The 17142-nt window shown below is 38.2% G+C and carries 8 protein-coding genes; 3 read left to right on the forward strand and 5 right to left on the reverse strand.

Features of this window, described 5'->3' with window-relative positions; translation table 11 throughout:
• Window positions 1-481 precede the first annotated feature (481 nt).
• The 5 genes from CYAN7822_RS02365 to CYAN7822_RS34315 all read right to left on the reverse strand — a co-directional run bounded on the left by CYAN7822_RS02365 (window position 482) and on the right by CYAN7822_RS34315 (window position 12429).
• Entirely contained in the window at window positions 482-1285 is an 804-nt protein-coding gene (locus CYAN7822_RS02365; protein ID WP_013320641.1) for an Rpn family recombination-promoting nuclease/putative transposase, read from the reverse strand.
• 460 nt (window positions 1286-1745) lie between these two features.
• Window positions 1746-4322, reverse strand: coding sequence for a S8 family peptidase (locus CYAN7822_RS02370; RefSeq protein ID WP_013320642.1), 2577 nt, complete (start codon window positions 4320-4322; stop codon window positions 1746-1748).
• A 26-nt stretch (window positions 4323-4348) separates the two neighbouring features.
• The gene (locus CYAN7822_RS02375; RefSeq protein WP_013320643.1) at window positions 4349-5359 is read right to left on the reverse strand and encodes an ATP-binding protein; all 1011 of its coding nucleotides are present in this window, start codon (window positions 5357-5359) and stop codon (window positions 4349-4351) included.
• 174 nt (window positions 5360-5533) lie between these two features.
• Window positions 5534-8038 (reverse strand): DEAD/DEAH box helicase family protein, encoded by a 2505-nt coding sequence (locus CYAN7822_RS02380; RefSeq protein WP_013320644.1) that lies wholly within the window; start codon window positions 8036-8038, stop codon window positions 5534-5536.
• A gap of 221 nt (window positions 8039-8259) precedes the next feature.
• Window positions 8260-12429, reverse strand: coding sequence for a PIN domain-containing protein (locus CYAN7822_RS34315; RefSeq protein ID WP_013320645.1), 4170 nt, complete (start codon window positions 12427-12429; stop codon window positions 8260-8262).
• A 132-nt stretch (window positions 12430-12561) separates the two neighbouring features.
• Here CYAN7822_RS34315 and CYAN7822_RS02390 point away from each other — a divergent pair, with 132 nt between their 5' ends.
• From CYAN7822_RS02390 to CYAN7822_RS34320, 3 genes are read left to right on the forward strand one after another with little or no spacing between them, the layout of a single operon-like run.
• Complete coding sequence (locus CYAN7822_RS02390; RefSeq protein ID WP_013320646.1) at window positions 12562-13515, forward strand: AAA family ATPase; 954 nt, start codon at window positions 12562-12564, stop codon at window positions 13513-13515.
• Window positions 13508-15403 carry an Mg-chelatase subunit ChlI-like protein gene (locus CYAN7822_RS02395; RefSeq protein WP_013320647.1) on the forward strand — a complete coding sequence of 632 codons (1896 nt, stop codon included), beginning with the start codon at window positions 13508-13510 and terminating at the stop codon, window positions 15401-15403. The genes CYAN7822_RS02390 and CYAN7822_RS02395 overlap by 8 nt, the downstream gene beginning before the upstream one ends.
• Window positions 15403-17142, forward strand: coding sequence for an SEFIR domain-containing protein (locus CYAN7822_RS34320; protein ID WP_013320648.1), 1740 nt, complete (start codon window positions 15403-15405; stop codon window positions 17140-17142). The genes CYAN7822_RS02395 and CYAN7822_RS34320 overlap by 1 nt, the downstream gene beginning before the upstream one ends.

A 17142-nucleotide genomic window follows, 5' to 3' on the forward strand; every position in this document is an offset into this window, starting at 1 on the left:
TGCGAGTTATCCCAATGAAAGCGGATTAAGAATAGAACGGCAACTCATACAGCAAAATCAAAGAAAAGTTCTTGAATTCTTGTTATTTGTTTTTTCGGGAATATTTAAATTTTTGAAAATTTACTATTAGATAACAATCGTCTAAACTGGTTAAGGATTATACCTAGTAAGAGTTTTACTAATGGTGTGTGACATCTGGTCACTCACTTCATCTCAACCCACTTGTATTTAATGCTCATCTTCGGGGAGGAGCTTATTCTAAAGGGCAGGAGCAAAGCTGGACGGAGTGGAGTAAAATTTTTAATTGTCTATATATAAAGAAAATTGCCTTATTAATTGATTAAGAGACTTGCGTAGATATAAAATACCAGCCAGATACTCATTTTCTCGGAAGTTGTAGCCGCAACTTGACTGGGGGAGAATGCGAGTTCCCGACTGATGTAATTAACAAAACGCAAGTCCCTAAATAAGGTTTGAATTTTTAATCTAATTGCCTTTGTAAACTTTGTACTTGTTCAAGAGTTAATTCTGTTGCTTGAACAATTTGCTCTAAATTTAAACCCATTCTGAGTAAATTAAGCGCAACTTCTTCAGCTTTTTCTTGCTTACCTTCGATTTTTCCTTCTATCTTGCCTTTTAAAATGCCTTTTTCTTCAGCTTCTTGATAAATTTCCTGATAAATGACTGATTCTTTCATAATATCGCTCCTGAAAAAACGCTTAATCAAAGATTTATCTAAAACCAATCCTGCCAAAATTCCCGAAGCCGCAGCCAAATTACTTTGAACTTGCTTATCAGTAATTTGATTTACAACCTCAGCTACGCGGCTTAATACCATTGTAGGATTATCGGTCTGTGACAGCACCGCAAAGGGTAATAACCCCAAAGATTGTAAAAAAGGCTCTGGTGGCTGTTCCCAAAGACGAATCACTTCATAACGATGAATAGTATTTTCCAACTCGAAGCGATCTTGATAGACTAACTCTGAACTGGTTTGAGCTAAATAAACCACAACTTGACGCATTCTTTTACGAGGAAAACGTCGATAGACTCTTACCCGATAATCTAACATACGGAACCCCATTCGTTCATCTGGATTAGTCTGGAATTCTATATGTAAGACTAACTCATCGGATTGCAGTAAAATTAAAGAATCTGCCCGAATTGGTTCATTGGACAATTCAGACGGACTTAAACGCGATAGGCGGACGGGCGAACCGATCAACCATTGAGCAAAATCATCGGGAAAATTTTCTGCCAAAAACTTACAAATATTGTCGAACATAAATTTTTTGTCTAATTCTTCTTAATAACATTTTTTTCCTCTCCAAAAACAACGCCGGAAGTTGTGCTAACACGACCCCCGACGAGATCTCCCGCAATCTGACGCAGACAGATGTGGAGAAGAGAAAAAACATACCACGCAATACAGTAATTAACTTTATAAGAACAAACTTCCCCCTAAACTGGCAAGAGAAACCGCAAAAATAAAGAAAAATTCCTTAATTAATAGTCTTTTTTTTTATTTTATACTTTAACTTATAATTGCTTGTAAGATATTATTTTCTGCTTTCGATTGGGAGCGCGTAGCTTAGATTCTTGAATAGGCTCATTTGGACTTAAAAGATTGCAGGGTAAAGCTTTTTTGTATGTGCGTGATCTTCGATCACTTACATCTATGGCTACTCCTCAAACACGATATTGATCTTCATTAAATTAGAAATTACTCGATTAAATTGAATCGCCTAAATTTGTACTTCTTGTTCAACTTCAATCGGCACTTGTACTTGGGCAATTTCTGTATAAATTTCTATTTCAGCCTTAAGTGCCTCAAAACTGACGACTAAAGAATAGGGAGCATAAGCATCTGGATCATTGTTCCAGCCTTCATGACCCACTACAGCAATACAAAACGCTTCTGTAAGCTCGTAGGAGTTGACTATTGTCCAATCTTTTTGAATAGTCCCTGAACCTCTGGAAACGTCTTTAACTATTCCATAATTTTTTTGTCTCCCAAGCATCCACTTAAAAATTCCTTGTCCTTTTTCTGTGTTTTCTGGAGCCTCATATTTGTCCAATACTCTTTTTAAAAATTGCTGAGGATCTTCTCCTTTTTTACTGCATTCCCAATCTAACCAAGTGGAAAGATATCTTCTCCGATTACGTCTTGTTCTACGAGGTTGAGCTTTATAAGAAAGGGTCACTTCTAATAAAATTTCAAACTCTTCTCCAGGCGAAATTAGTTTTTTTGGAAGTTTCACTTGATAGATATGAGCTTGTCTAGCTTCTATTCTCCGTTCTCCTTTTGTATATAAGGTAACACGGTTAGGAGAATTACGACTGGCTCGCTCTAGATTAGGAATACCGTAACCAAAAGAACGGATTACTCCTAATTTATTTTCCTTATTAGCCCTTGCCCACTCTGGCCATCGGGCAGACTGCACAATTAACGCACGATACAATAAACAACTCTCTTTAGGAAATTGAGCCGCAAGACGAGCAGCAATATGAGTAACTTTTGGTGCTGCAAATGAAGTTCCAATAGTATCAGATGCGATCGCAGATCCACCATGTAAAGTTGAGCGCACTAACTCAGGACACACTTCTTTTGGATGAGTCAGATTAGGGGGTATATTTCCATCGGTAACTAAATCACCTCCATATTCAACAACTTCTGGTTTAATACTCTCCCAAATTCCAAATCCTGAACAGGAAAAAGCCGAGGGGCGATCGGGTTGTGCCATTGAAGTTAGAGAAGATTGATTATAGAACTTATGTGATACTGAACCCACTGTTAAAGCTTGAAAACTTTGAGCAGGATTAGCAATTCTACAAGAGTCTTCAAGTAAATAATTTGGATAAGACCGATTAGCTGCCAAATGATCTTTTATTGATAATCTTGTCTGCCCTATTCTGTTATCTATAGGTAAATTCCCCGCAGCAACAATAAATAAAATATCGTTTTTCCATGTAAGTTGATCAATGGTAGCTGCCCAAGCGCTCATATATTGAGTTTGACAAGGCACAGAGCCAGTAACTGAATGATTAAAAAGTCTTGTTCCTGTTGAATGATAAATATTAACAATATCTTCTATAATAATTGGAGGAAAAAGTTTGTCAGGAAGTTTATTATCAGAATTAAGAATTCTAGCATTTTGGAGCCAGCAAATAGCTTGTTGTCTTCCAGTTTGAGGTATTATATTAGGATACAGAACCGCACCGGCTACCCTTGTTCCGTGTCCTCCGTTTTTCACATAATCAGCCGTTATATTAACTTCACCAGGAACCCAAGAGCGAGAATTATTTTCATCGATGGCTGCTCTTAGAAGACAGTGTCTTTCTTGAATTCCACTATCTATAATACAAACTTTTGGAGCATTTTTATCTGGAGGGTCTAATTGAAAAGAGGGACTTGCTGCATCAGCTAAACCTTGACGCTGAATCATTTCAAGAAACTCATCTGGTTCACTAACCTCAAAAATATAAGGGTAGTTACTAACTAAATCTTTTAATCCTTTGCCTGAAATTTCTATTCGACAAGAAAAACTATCGGGTAATTCACAATATTTTGTACTTTCTCCTTCTTCTATCGATAAAATTTTTCCTTGATAAGAAAAAATAAATTGACGAAAATCATCTTCTCTAATTAATTTTTCATCATCCCATTCTCTGCAAGTGATATCTCGCTTATTCATCCAGCGATTAACTTTCTGCAAAAATTTTTCATCAGTTTCATTTTCTTTGTGTTCGGGATATTTAGAGAGTTTAGTTTTAGGGCCTAAACAAGCAATTCCTACATCAACTATCCATATATCATCATCTTTAATTTTATCCCATTGTTTCCATAATTCAGGGGATACAATCAATTCTGGTTTTTTATATCCTTCTATAAGCTCCCAAATTCCAGCAACTGTAGTTCCTCCACGCTCTTCTTTAAGAAATTGTTCTATTTTTTTCTGTAAAGCACTTAGTTCTAAATCTGCTGAAGCACCGATAATATACCCATCTTCTAGTTCTGCAATAACCTCTATTCCATAGCTTTTTAATTTGTCTGGATCAAAAGCGTCTGGATCAATTTGTAAAATAACTCGTCGAGCATTGGGGAGTTTAGGTTTACCCTCTTCGTCTCTTTTTTCTTCCTCTTCTTGCCAAGAGAAAAATATTGCGTCCACATTAGCTTTTAGTTTAGTGCCATGTGCCTGACGATTACCCAAATTAGCTAATGATCTAGGATTAGATCTTGGTGGGCGTGAAGGTTTAGCTGTTCCTTGTATTGTTAGTGTGAGGGGAATATGAGAATAGTCCTTAGATCGTTCAACCATTGAGTTTTTTCTATCTTATTTATTTTTTAACTAAAAGACACTTTAATTTCTTGGATAGCGTCTTCTAAATGCTCTTGAATGACTAACTCTTCTCGTTCAAGAATTGCTCTTTTAGCTGCATCCTGAGCGACTCGAACAGCTTGAGCCGCAGAAAATCCCTTCATGTCTTGCACTATAGCATCCCAATTAATAACTCCAACATCAATAGCTGATAACGTTTGTTTTATTATAAATTTTAACTCAGCTTCTCCAGGTTTGGGAATCTCTATAACATCATCAAATCGTCTCCAAAGAGCAGTATCAAGTGATTTATTGAGATTGGTAGCAGCTACTAATAATCCAGAATTGGGTTCATACTCATCAAGAATTTGAAGAAATGTATTAACCACTCGTTTGATTTCTCCTACCTCTTGAGTATCTTCCCGTGATTTGGCTATAACATCACATTCGTCTAAAAATAGTAGACATGGAGACTCGGAAGCTTTTTCAAAGACTAATCTTAGATTACTGGCCGTCTCACCTAAAAAAGACGATACCATTGCATCAAAACGAACTTTCAAAAGTGACAGTCCTGTATTCCAAGCTAAACGCTCTGCTCCGAGAGTTTTACCACACCCAGGAGAACCATATAATAAAATCTTTTGTCGGTAACGTAGTCCGTGATGAGCTAGTCTATCTCTTGCTGCATACTCACGCTCAATTCGTTGGAAACGCTTCTCTACCATTACAGGCAAGATCATATGGTGGCGTAGTTTCTCCCTAGGAACAAAAGTTACCAAGGGAAGATTAAAACGTTTACTGGTCGGTAGAGACTGAAGATCCTGTAGCGTTGTCTCCGGGGTTGAAAGTGGTGTCTGACTACTGGAAGTAGGCTTTTCTTGTTTATTTTTACTCTTAATATTCTCTAACTGTTGAGCTAAGGCTGTATGACCTTTGCTGCGCTCCTCTTCTATAACTAGGCACGTCAATTTGTCGAGCGCTTCTGGATCAGAACTAGCGATCGCCCGAAACAACCTTTTAAGGAGTTCAGCCTTCATCGTGCCTATCTATTCGTATTTAGTATAATTGTACTATATAAATTCATCATACACTTAAAATTGCTCTTGGTAATTCAATCAACCAACAAAAGTTACATAATTTTACATCCTATAGGAAAAAAGGGGTTAATAAAGACTCTATATTATAGCCTACAGTAAGCATTCATTTAGTGATTAGTGCTTTTGACGAAGCTCGTGGAGCTTACATTTCTTAATATTTTGATAAAGCTCTGGCCAAAGTAAATTTCTTTGCTTGAACACCTCAAAAACCTTCTGGGGTAAGGTGGTTGGTAAAGCTTGGCTACAGATATCTTCTAAAGCTGCCCTCAACCGTTGGGCTATCGCTTTAAATTCCTTCAACTCGATGACATCCATATCGGGGTCAGGGTTAGAACTGTGTGATGGTGGCAGCGATAAACCCACAAAAGCGGAGTAAATCGTCTGGGATTGGCTATGATTGATCACCCATCGGTAATGATCTCTCAACTGTCCCAAGTCTTTTTTGACATAAGAAGATCTAGACTGTTTGTCCGATTTAACTTCCAAGGATAAAACAGGCCCTTCTCCCGCATCCCAGAAAACGTCAGGGCCGGTTCCAAACTCTTTTTCTGGGCGACTCGACATCAGACCTAAATATTGTCCTAGCAATCTTAGGGACTCCTCAATTTGGTCTGAATCTCCTGTGCCATCAAGGACGGCGAGGTCGAGATCGAAATTTGTGGGGACAGACTGTTGCATAACTAAAGGATCGCTGTACAAATATCGGGCTACTTCCAGCACTTGATCGGGTAATTCCGGCGTGAGGTCTGACCAATCTTGAAGGTGCAAGGGAGGTATATTGTGGGCTATGTTATGCGCCCTTTGGTAAGCTTCATACGCTTCCCTCTTCTGGCCAAGCCGCTCATAACAATAACCTAGCCAAAGAAGATGCCACGCTGCCGTGTTAGCACTCGCTTCAAAAGTCTCTTCTAAAGACTGTGACAAGCATTTAGCCGCCACCTCATAATCGCGTCGCCACAAAGCTTGACCGAACTCGAATTCGGTCTGCGAAATCCTGAGAGCTTGCGGATCGGTGGTAGATTCCACATCTGAATTGGATTTTTGAATTTTTTCGTTGTAAAGGTCAAGCCAGTTTCGCTCTCGATTAAGACAGCCTCTAGCCACTTTTTCAAGCTCTAACGGATGGGTATCTTCGGAAATACTCATCCCTAATTCCAGTTGTTGAACCAGAAATAAGGGTAAAGTCGCCAGATTTTTCGGCTCAAGTAGCCAATCTCGCAATTTTTGGCTCGTGATGATCACCACCCCATAATCGCTCATCCCTCTCGAAATTCGACCAAATGCCTGAATAATTCGGGAGGAAATCGCCGAGCGCAAATATTTGGCCAAACCGAGTCTTTCCCAAAAGAATTTTTCTAGAGGATTGAGACTGGCCGGAAGCTCATCAATAACCATGACGCGACAATCATTATCAGGTAAATCGATCCCGTCATAGCGACTGACTAATGACATTTTTTCAGGCGATTGGGCGGCTTTGAATTTTTCTATTTTTTCGGTAACATTATCTTTTTCACGCATGGTCAGCACATCAGACCAAATTGCTTCTCGACGATAAGAAGGCACTAAAATTAAAGCTTTATGCTCTCGAATAATATTTTTAGCGATGGCCACATCATCAGGAGAATCTTCGTGCATCGAAGGGAGGAGAATTAATCTCTCACACTCGCCGGCGGTGGTTTTCGGAGCAACGATCTCCGGCACTCGGCCAAAAGTTCTCATAAATTTATCCCCTGCCGTGAGAGTGGCTGAAAGATAAAGCCGACGGATGCCTTTTTGAAAGTAAGGAATGGTACTAACGGGAATGACGGGGGGCGTAAGCACAATTTCCTGACCTGAAATGAACAGGGTGCAGATATCCAGATAATTCTTCAGGTGTTCCCAAGAGAAAAGGGTTTCGAGTTCCTCATCGAGATTCGCATCGAGTAAAATCCTTTCTAATTCGTGATATTGTTCGTAGAGGGCAAAAGGTGGCACGAACCAATAGTTATTGGCGTTTCTTTGTTTTTGAGTTTCTTCATAACCCACTCCTGCGCGAATCAGTCTATGATAGCCACGAAAAAGTTCTACTATCTGGGAGAAGGCTTTGGGAAATGTTTCTCGTCTGATCTTGATGCTGAAGGCATCTCGCAGGAGATGTTCGACGGTATGAGCATCATCAAAGATTATCGCAGATGGGAGATCTTGCAAAAAGCGAGATTTCCCATTGAAAAGGGCATGATAGGTGGTCACACAGGGAGCTTGCCCTCGTTGGTAGAGTGTATTGCTGAAATCGCTGCGATAATAAGTAGTAAATTTGAGTCCGTAACCTTCGGCTTTTTTGGCGGTTTGTTCAACTAATTGGATCGAACTGCATACGTAGAGAACATGGTCATTCGTTTCGTTGACGAGACATTGTGCGGTGATCGCTCCTATCATTGTTTTTCCCGCTCCCGTATTGAGAACGAGCGCCACATCTTCATGATCTCGTATGGCGTGCCAGAGCCGTAGAGCATCCCCCTGAGCCAGCCAAAGATCCTTTACATCGGGGTCGATCACTTTTAGACTCTGGAAAAGGTCGACGGGATGGACGTGACGTTTAGCGGATTTAGAGGTTAAAAACTTGTTAAAGTCGAAGGACATAACTACTTTTTCAAGTCTCTGTTGTTTACAGTTGTGTTAGCAAGCCTTTGCAACTCTCACAACCATTAACAAAGCGCCTAGCTTCATCCGAGGGCAAAAGGGCAAATACCTACTTCTTTCTGAGCCTACCCGTCTTGAGGGGTCAGGTAATCTACCTCTAGATAGGGTTTGTGGTGATTGTTCACTAAAATTTTTTTATTTCTATGTAAAAAAAGTATTTTTTAAGTAATTATTGACTGACAATCTTGCCAGATTCTTATTAACGACAAAACTTCTTTTTCATGGACGGGGTTTAAAATAAATCGTTTTTTTATGAATTGATTCAAGATATTAATAAAGTTTGTTTTAGAACGTTTAGAAGTTAACGTTCTCAACATTTCAAGAATTAAGTAATCTCTAATATCGGGAATTACAACTTCTTGGTAAAGTTGATATATAAATTCGCTAATCCCATAAACAACAGACTTTATTTCCAATTTTGGATCACTAAGAACCTGTAAAACTCTGGTGTACGGATACTTTACTCTCCATTCACTCTTTCTAGCCGCTTCCAATAGAATACTAGCGTCGATCCTAGTATGATCATATCCCCAGCAAACTAACTGTAAAGTTGCTTGACGATATTTAGATTCATCAATACATTCCACCTGCCGGCAATAATTAAGGATAACCTGAGTCCAAACTCCTCCAACACCTGAATCTGCATGAGCATACCAGCGCAGAAATTGATCATCAGAATATAAGATACGTCCTGACTCTCCGGCAATCAATACAGTATCAGCAAAAGCTAAACCAAAAACTTGATTAAGTTGTTCACGTTTCTCCACCTCAATATCTAATGCTCTCCAACAGGGAAACACGCAACAATTATTATTAATCCATTGAATTATTTGTTCAAAATAATTTCTTTTTTGAGCAACTTGCTCAGGAGTAAATTCCTGAAAAATTCTTTGGTTTTCTCTTATCCCTACAGTGGCAAAACCATTGGCTTCCCAGTCTTGAATCTGCTCAACAACATTTTGGAATAAATAAAGAGTTGATTGAGCGATACCTAATTTTCCTAGTGCTTTTACTACTTCGTCAGCAATGTTTAATTGGTGAATTGTCATTAAAGATATGGGATCGATAACAACAGAACCCCCTTTTCGTAAAATCGTCAAAGAATCTTCAAATTTTTCATTATTAAAATTTGACCAGGCGTGGATTAAAGGAGTAGAGTGCCAAACCAGCATTTCCCAAAGTTCAATAGGATTCTTATTAATAATATTTGCAAATAAACCAAGGGGAATTTTTCCTTGCTGATAATCAGTTTTTAACTGATCAAAATTATCTTCCCGCCGTTGTAGCATTTCATCAAATTTTTGAAGCCAATCAGGGGCAATTTGATCTTCTGTCATTCGGACATGAATTACTTGAAGACCTTGAAAATCAGATAAATTTTTTAGGAAATCAAGACTAAGTTGAAAGGCAGCAAAATATTTATCTTCTATAGCGACTATAGTTAAAGTCTCCTGTTCAAAAAAAGTTTCTGACTTAATGATTGTATCACCTACTTTTTTCCCAATTAATTTTTTATAAAGCGTTTGGCTAGAATTAAGTTCTTGTTTTGATAACTCTGCATCATTCCGATCATCTAATATATACCACTGCTCGTTATTAAGGGAATCTTTGACAAGAACTCCGCAGTTATTTTCAATTCGTTCTATATTTACGTTATTAGGTTGATTTCTGCAAACTTCTAAACATGAAATAGTATTATAAAATTCATGAACTTCAGTTTCATTATAAAACTGTCTTCTCATTTCATAAATGACATCAAAAAAATCATTGATACGCCGTCTTGATTTATATAATCTAGCTAGATAAAAACAATGCTCTGAACTTAAGTTATCAATAGTAATTTTTTTGTCTAAAAAATTATCTAAATCAATATAATTATTTTGTAAATAATAAATACAGGCTAAACGTAACTGAATAACTTTATCATCAGGAACTACTTTTAAATAATCTTCACATATCCGACTACTTTCCGTAAGATCCCCTATCCTTTCATAAATATTAGCAGCCATTTCAGAAGCATATTGCAAAGCACCATATTTATTAAGTAATTGGTTACAAATTTCTAAAGCCGGTTTATATTGTCCTGAGCAATAGTAAGCATAAGCTAAATTACGAGTAAGTCTATTATTTAAAGTTTTATCAACAAATAACTCATAAATTTCAGCCGCATCACGATAGTATTTTAAATAATATAATTCTTCAGCTAAAGACCAAGACGCAGCGATAGAAGTATCAAGTAATAAACAGTTTTTAGCTTTCTCGATGAGTTCATCAGAAACTTTATCTCTATCAATTGTATTTTTAAACCGAATCTGCAAAATTAGATTAAATGTATTTTCAGGATCTCCATTTAACAATTCTTCTAGAATTTTCTGAGCAGATTTATAATCTTTTAATTTAAAATAAATTTCTACTTGGAGTCGTTTTGTTTCTTGCTTTAGTTTTTCATGTCCCTCCGTTTGTTGAAACTCTTCGAGGATTTTTTGTGCTTCGGGAAATCGTTGCATAGTTATCAACGAACTGGCAGCTAGTATAGAAGCTTCAGGTATTTCAGGACTTGAAAGGAGCTTTTTAGAAAATTCATAAGCCTGTTCTTCATTTCCTTTTTCATGAGCAAGAATAGCGCGTTGTTTAATGCAATAAGCATTATCTGGTTCTCTCTGTAAAACTAGATCAATATCTCTAATGGCTTCATCATATTTACCTAGTAATCTCAAAGCACCACTACGATTTGGTAATGCAGTTAATTCCAGAGGAGATAGATCGTTTGCATCATAAGGATTTCCTTTGAGAAATTCCGTAAATAACTTAACTGCTCTCTCTAATTTTTTCTGATTAATTTCACTTAATTGTCCAGACGCAATTCGAAGATAATCTTGAGTAACAGGCTCTAATATAATTACTCCTAGTAAAACTTTTAAATTATCTGTATATCCTTCTTTCTCAGATAAATTAATGGCAGATTGAACCCATTCTTCAGCTTGGGGATAAAGTTGACGATTGAAAGCAGCTTGTCCTAATGCAATTAAAACATCAGGCTCGTTTCGATAAGGCTCAGGAATTTGCTCTAAAATCTTATCAATAGAATCTGCCTCGTTAGCCATATCAACACGGAGAGAATAGGCAAGTGCATTAGCAGGATTTTTTTCTAAAACTTTCTCTATTAATATTTCTGCTTGCTCATATTGTTTGTGTAAAATATGTCCTCTGGCGGCTAAAGCCAATGCAGTTTCATTGTCTGGATTATATTGTTTAGCTTTGATTAGGTTTGATGCGCCTTCATGATAATGATCTAATCCTAATTGAATTAGGCCAGTTTTAGCTAATAAACGATATTTAGCTTTGTCATCTGCTTTATGCCACAATTCATCTGTTAAGTCAGTTATATAGTCAAAAGCTTGTTTCAGTTGTCCTTTTTTAAGGAATTTACTAACAAAATCAATTTTCTTATTTATTTCATCAGTTAAATTAGAGTTAAGATTTTTACTGATTAATTCAGCCATCTGTTCAACATTAATCTGCTCTTCGACTCGTTTTATATTTGACTGAATACCTCTAATTTGCTGACTTATATTCTCTTGCTCAAGTTTAAACTTAGCTAAAATTTCAAAAGCAAAGGCGCTTGCATGACGAGCAGCTATTTCTGTCCAGTTTTTTTCATCAGATTCACTAAAGTTATCAATTAGATAAGAAATGCCCCGAATAACAAGCGCAAAAAGTCGCTCATTAGCCTTAGCCGTTTGAAGACAGCCAAAACCTCCTGATTCAACAGCGATCGCATCCTCATAATTTGAGCGTAAAAACTGGAACTCAGTTGATTGATTTGAGACAATCAATTTTTGACCAGACGCAATGGGAGCAACAACAACTTGAGGAGGAACAGATAAATTAAAAGATGTTAACCTTTTTAGCCAATTGTTATCTTTATTTCTTGCTTCAGCTTTAGCTCTTTCTCGTAATCTATAAGATGTATTTCTGGCTTCTGGTATAGGGTAAAATTCTTCTGCCGCCTTACCTGATTCATAGCCATAAACTTTGTCAGCCACTACCACATCTCCTAACTTGACATTTTTGATTCCGCCAGCGACTCCAATAAACAGTAAAACATTAGGATTGAAATGAGAAATTGCTCTCTCTGCTTCTAAAGCGGCTGCTTCATTCCCTGCCTCAATTTCAGCGATTAAAATGTCCCATGTTTGTTCATTGGCTGTAAAATTTCCTCGTTCGTAAACTGTTCCTTGTGGGTGTTCTATTTCGTGAAGATCACTTAAATGAGACTGAACCGCCGAATACTCTTCGATTCGGGAGGTAATAATAACTGCACAGAGCATAGACCAATCATCTGTACTATAGCTTCATTTATTATAACAGCGCCTCAATAATTTAGGAAAAATTCCCTTTATTCAAGCTTTCTCAAGGTTTAGGATAAAATTATTGATCAAGATTGAATCAAAACCAATGGCATGAATACAATATCGCCGATCCCAATTCTCCCTTACAGCCGAATTGTCGGACAAGAACAACTTAAACTTGCCCTAGAAATTGCTTATATTGCACCCCGGCTAGGAGGAGTATTGATTAGTGGACATCGGGGAACGGGCAAATCAACGGCTGTGCGAGCATTTTCGCAGATGCTTTACGGGGACTTACCCGTAACTTTACCGATCAATGCCACAGAAGATCGGGTAGTGGGAGGCTGGAAAATTGATGAATTGATGCAGAGTAAGGCAGTTTGGCAAGCGGGTTTATTAGAAGAAGCCGCCAAAAAACTGCTTTATGTTGATGAGATTAACTTATTAGACGATCATATTGTCAATATCATCCTCGATGTCACCTCAACAGGAGTGCTAGTGGTGCAGCGAGAAGGGCAGAGTGAGCAAAAAGCCTTGTCTTTTACCTTAGTAGGAACGATGAACCCAGAAGAAGGAGGTTTGCGTCCCCAGTTGCTTGATCGTTTTGGTTTAATGGTTAGTGTTACCGCCGAGATGGAAGAACAGCGCAGATTAGCGATTCTGCAAAATGTTCTCGCCTTTGAAGAAGCACTTGTTCAGCTTGATTTGGAGAACAAATCAGAATTTTTAGAATTAGCCAAGAAAGAAAATCAGGAAAAAGTTCAACAGCTAAAAGCAGCAAAGGAAAAAGTTTATAGCATCAAAGTTGCCTCAAAAGCACTTAATCAATGTATTACGCTAGGAAAAAGGTTTCAAGTAGAAGGCAACCGAGGAGATTTTATCTTAGCAATGGCGGCGCGGGCTTGTGCTGCGTTACAAGGGGCAGAAACCGTCAATAGTGAACATATTCGGGCAGTAGTCCCTTTAGCCCTTCAACACCGTCGGCCAGAAATGGCACAGAGTAATCAGGGGGTGTGGCATGACCAAGATAATGAGACTGTAGCGGAGATTTTAGAGAGTGAGTAAGGTAATAGCAGATTTTACCAATCCTCTCCTACGGGGTTTAGCCTGTGCTGCCCTCAATCCTGGCTTGCGGAGTCTTCTATTTTTTGATGCTTCTATTGCTAGTCTACAGGCTACTGCCCAAATCATGACTCATCTGTTAGAAACAGTGACGGAAGAGCAAGTTTCTACTATCGAGTTAGGGACAATCGAAACTGAGGAGGATTTGTGGGGAAGCTTAACCTTTAGTCAGGATAATACAAAACAGTCTTTTGAGTGGCGATCGGGTTTACTTTCTGGAGGAAAAATTCCCGAATTACGAATCGTTATGATTCCAGACTTAACTCGCTTGAGTTTGGCGGCGGCTAGGGCTTGTGTTATGTTGATGGGGTCAGAGGTTGGGTATCTGGAACGTCACGGACATCAGGAACGTTGGCAACCGAATTTATGCTGGTTAGCAGGATGTCCCCGCGAGGGAGTTGGATTAGTTTCCCCTCATTTGTTAGATCGCTTTGCCTTACGCTTTAGTGAAGCAGAAATTACAACTACTGATCGATCCACACAGATTGAGAAATGGTTACAACCGCAAAATGTTACTCCAACTCAAGAGAATTTCTCTTTATCGCCGCATATTGAGACAATTCTGCACAAAGCACGAGCGCATTTTCCCAACATTATCCCAGAAGCTAGAAGCCGTATTCTTGATTATACGGCAGAGGGACAGAGTATTAGACGAGATTTAACTTTACTGAGGTTAGCTTATACCAATGCCCAATTAGAGCAAGTCTATCAGGTAACGGAACAAGAAATCGATCAAGCGGCAGGTATGATGGGGTTAAAGTTACTCAAGCAAACTACTTTTGAAAAACCGAAAAAAAACACATTTTCCCCACCAAAACCCCCCTCAATCCCGACAGAATCCCCCTTAGTTGAGCTATCTAGTTCAGATTCCTTCAAGGAAACACCTAAATTAGAACCGGTTTATGAACCTAAAGATAGGGAGATATTGCCATCGACTTCCTTGGGAATAGAACGGGTTGCGATCGCCGATCCTTATCCTGAAGATACCACACCTGTTGAGCGGGAATTCGCCTCTCTCCGGTTGCCTCCCCGTCGCTTTAAATCTGTTGGTTCAGGGCGAGGGGTAATTATTGGAGTAGAACCGACGAAAACGCTACAAGATTTAGCTTTAGTGAGTACCTTATTAGAAGCGGCTAAATTTCAAGGATTCCGTCGTCAAGCTTTACCTAATGAACAAGTCTCTCAATCTTTACCCATACCCTTAATTTTGCAATCAACTGATTTAAGGCGGTATCGACGGGCTACGGTTGCCGAACAAATGCTAACTGTAGTATTAGATTATACCTGTTTGCGGGATTGTCGTTGGCAAGAGGCACTTTTACCCTATTTACAGTGGGCCTATACAGAAAGGGCGAATATATGCCTAATTCAGGTGGGTTCTGCCGAAGCACGACAGGAATTACAGGCACAAAAGATTATGGCTCAAAATATCCTTGTTCCGCGCATTCGCAAGGGTTTAGATGCGGGAAGGGGAAACGCTACACCCCTAGCGCATGGATTAGATTTAGCCTTGCAAACCTTACGTCATGCCTTACAACATGGACGAAGTTTGATTCAGCAAGGGGTATTAGTCATTATTAGCGATGGTAGGGGCAATATACCTCTAGAAGCGAGTCGGTTGAATCAAAAACCTACTTTACCGGTAAAACAAAAGGGAATTGAGGATGCAATCTTTGTGAGTCAACAAATTGCTGCCCTTAATGAGGTAGAAACAGTGTTACTCAATCCAAAACCGAAATATTATGCCAATTTACCTGTCAAATTAGCACAGGCACTTCAAGCGAAAATTGCCGATATTTTACCTCTGGAAACATGGGAGGTGGATGAGTAATGTCTGGGGATTTTTGGGGGCAAATTACTAAGCGTGAAGGAGTCAAACAATCTTCTTCATTACCCTCGGAACTGAAGCAAGCATCGTCTCCGAAAGCAAGTAAAAATGATGCTTTAGAGAAGGTGGAAGGGGGGCAAATTATTCCTCAAGTTTTTATCAGTTATACTCATGATTCAGAGGAACATAAAGATAGAGTTTTGAGTTTAGCTAATCGCTTACGAAGTGAGGGAATTGATTGTAATATTGATCAATATGAACAATCTCCCTCTGAAGGATGGCTGCGTTGGATGTTAAATCAGTTAGAGTTGGCTGATTTTGTTTTGGTGGTTTGTACAGAAATATATAATCGAAGATTTCGCGGGTTAGAAGAAGCTCAAAAAGGACAAAGTGTTACTTGGCAAGGGGCAGTTATTTCTCAAGAAATGTATGATGATTTTGGGGAAAATACTAAGTTTATTCCTGTAGTTTTTGCAACAGAATATGAAGAATATATTCCTTTTGTTATTAAGGGTTTTACTTGCTACAAATTAGATTCTGAGAAAGGCTATGAATCTCTTTATCGTCATCTAACTAAGCAACCTGAGATCATTAAACCTGATTTAGGAAAATTAAGAAATTTACCGCACCGTAAAAGAGAATCACTTTTTCAAGAAAGCTCAACGATAGGGAAGTATTCAGAAGAAATTACTTTTATTGATTTAGAAGAAAAATTTCCGAGCAATGTAGCTATTTTGTATGTGTTAGAGCAGGAAAATAATTATTTTCTTCGTCTTCATAATATAGCATGGGATAATCCAAAGGAAACAGAAACCAGTCCCCCACCTCCCATTACCCTTAGTCAGCTTATCAACTCTCAACAACGTGCGAGTGAAATTTTGGGACAATTGCAACGTTACAGAAGTCGATGTCCTATTGGTAAACTATTAGGATGGCTACGGGAATTAGAAGAATTATCTGATCTCATTATTAACGATGGCACGGATTTTGTCATTCCTTGGGAAATGTTACCTCTGCGCCAACAACCTTTAGGGATAAGGGTTAATCTAATACGGTGGCTAGATATTCCCGATCTGGAAAATTGGGATAAGATTTATTCTATCCCCTCTCCTCAGTCTTCTGCTGATTGTTGTCAGGGGGATGTGTTAATTTATGCTAAGACGGAGGAATTAGAGGAAATTAAAAGTTTAAAGAGTTATCAATCAGTTTGTTTTTCTGAGAATCAGGCTTTTTTAACTCATTTAAAAGAAAAAAAAGAAACTATTGGGTTAGTTTATATTGCTCGTCATGGCTTTTTAGAAACTACTTTTAGTCAAAAAATATTATCTTATGACAGCTTTAATTGTTATTTACAAGGCATAGAGTTTTCATCATATTATTCGAGCATTATCTTTATGAATGCTTGTCATTTTGAACTAATTAGAGATCAGTTTTCTAAGGGTTATCGAGTAGGATTTATAACATCTTTTCTGGAAAGAGGAGCAAAGGGAGTGATTGGTACATTAACAGAAGTTGAGGAAAATTATGCAACTCTAATTTCTCAGGAATTCTTTCAGGAATATGAGAAAAATTATCGTTTAACTGTTCCTCAAATCTTAAGGTCTTTACGCGATCGCATTTACCAAAGATTGCGAGATGAACCGGGTAATGAGGATATTTGTGCTTTATATTTCTACACTTTTATGTATGTTTATTATGGTCATCCTAATGTATTCCTAAAACTGTCTCTTGCGGAGGGTTAA

It is taken from the genome of Gloeothece verrucosa PCC 7822 (assembly GCF_000147335.1).
GTDB lineage: Bacteria > Cyanobacteriota > Cyanobacteriia > Cyanobacteriales > Microcystaceae > Gloeothece > Gloeothece verrucosa.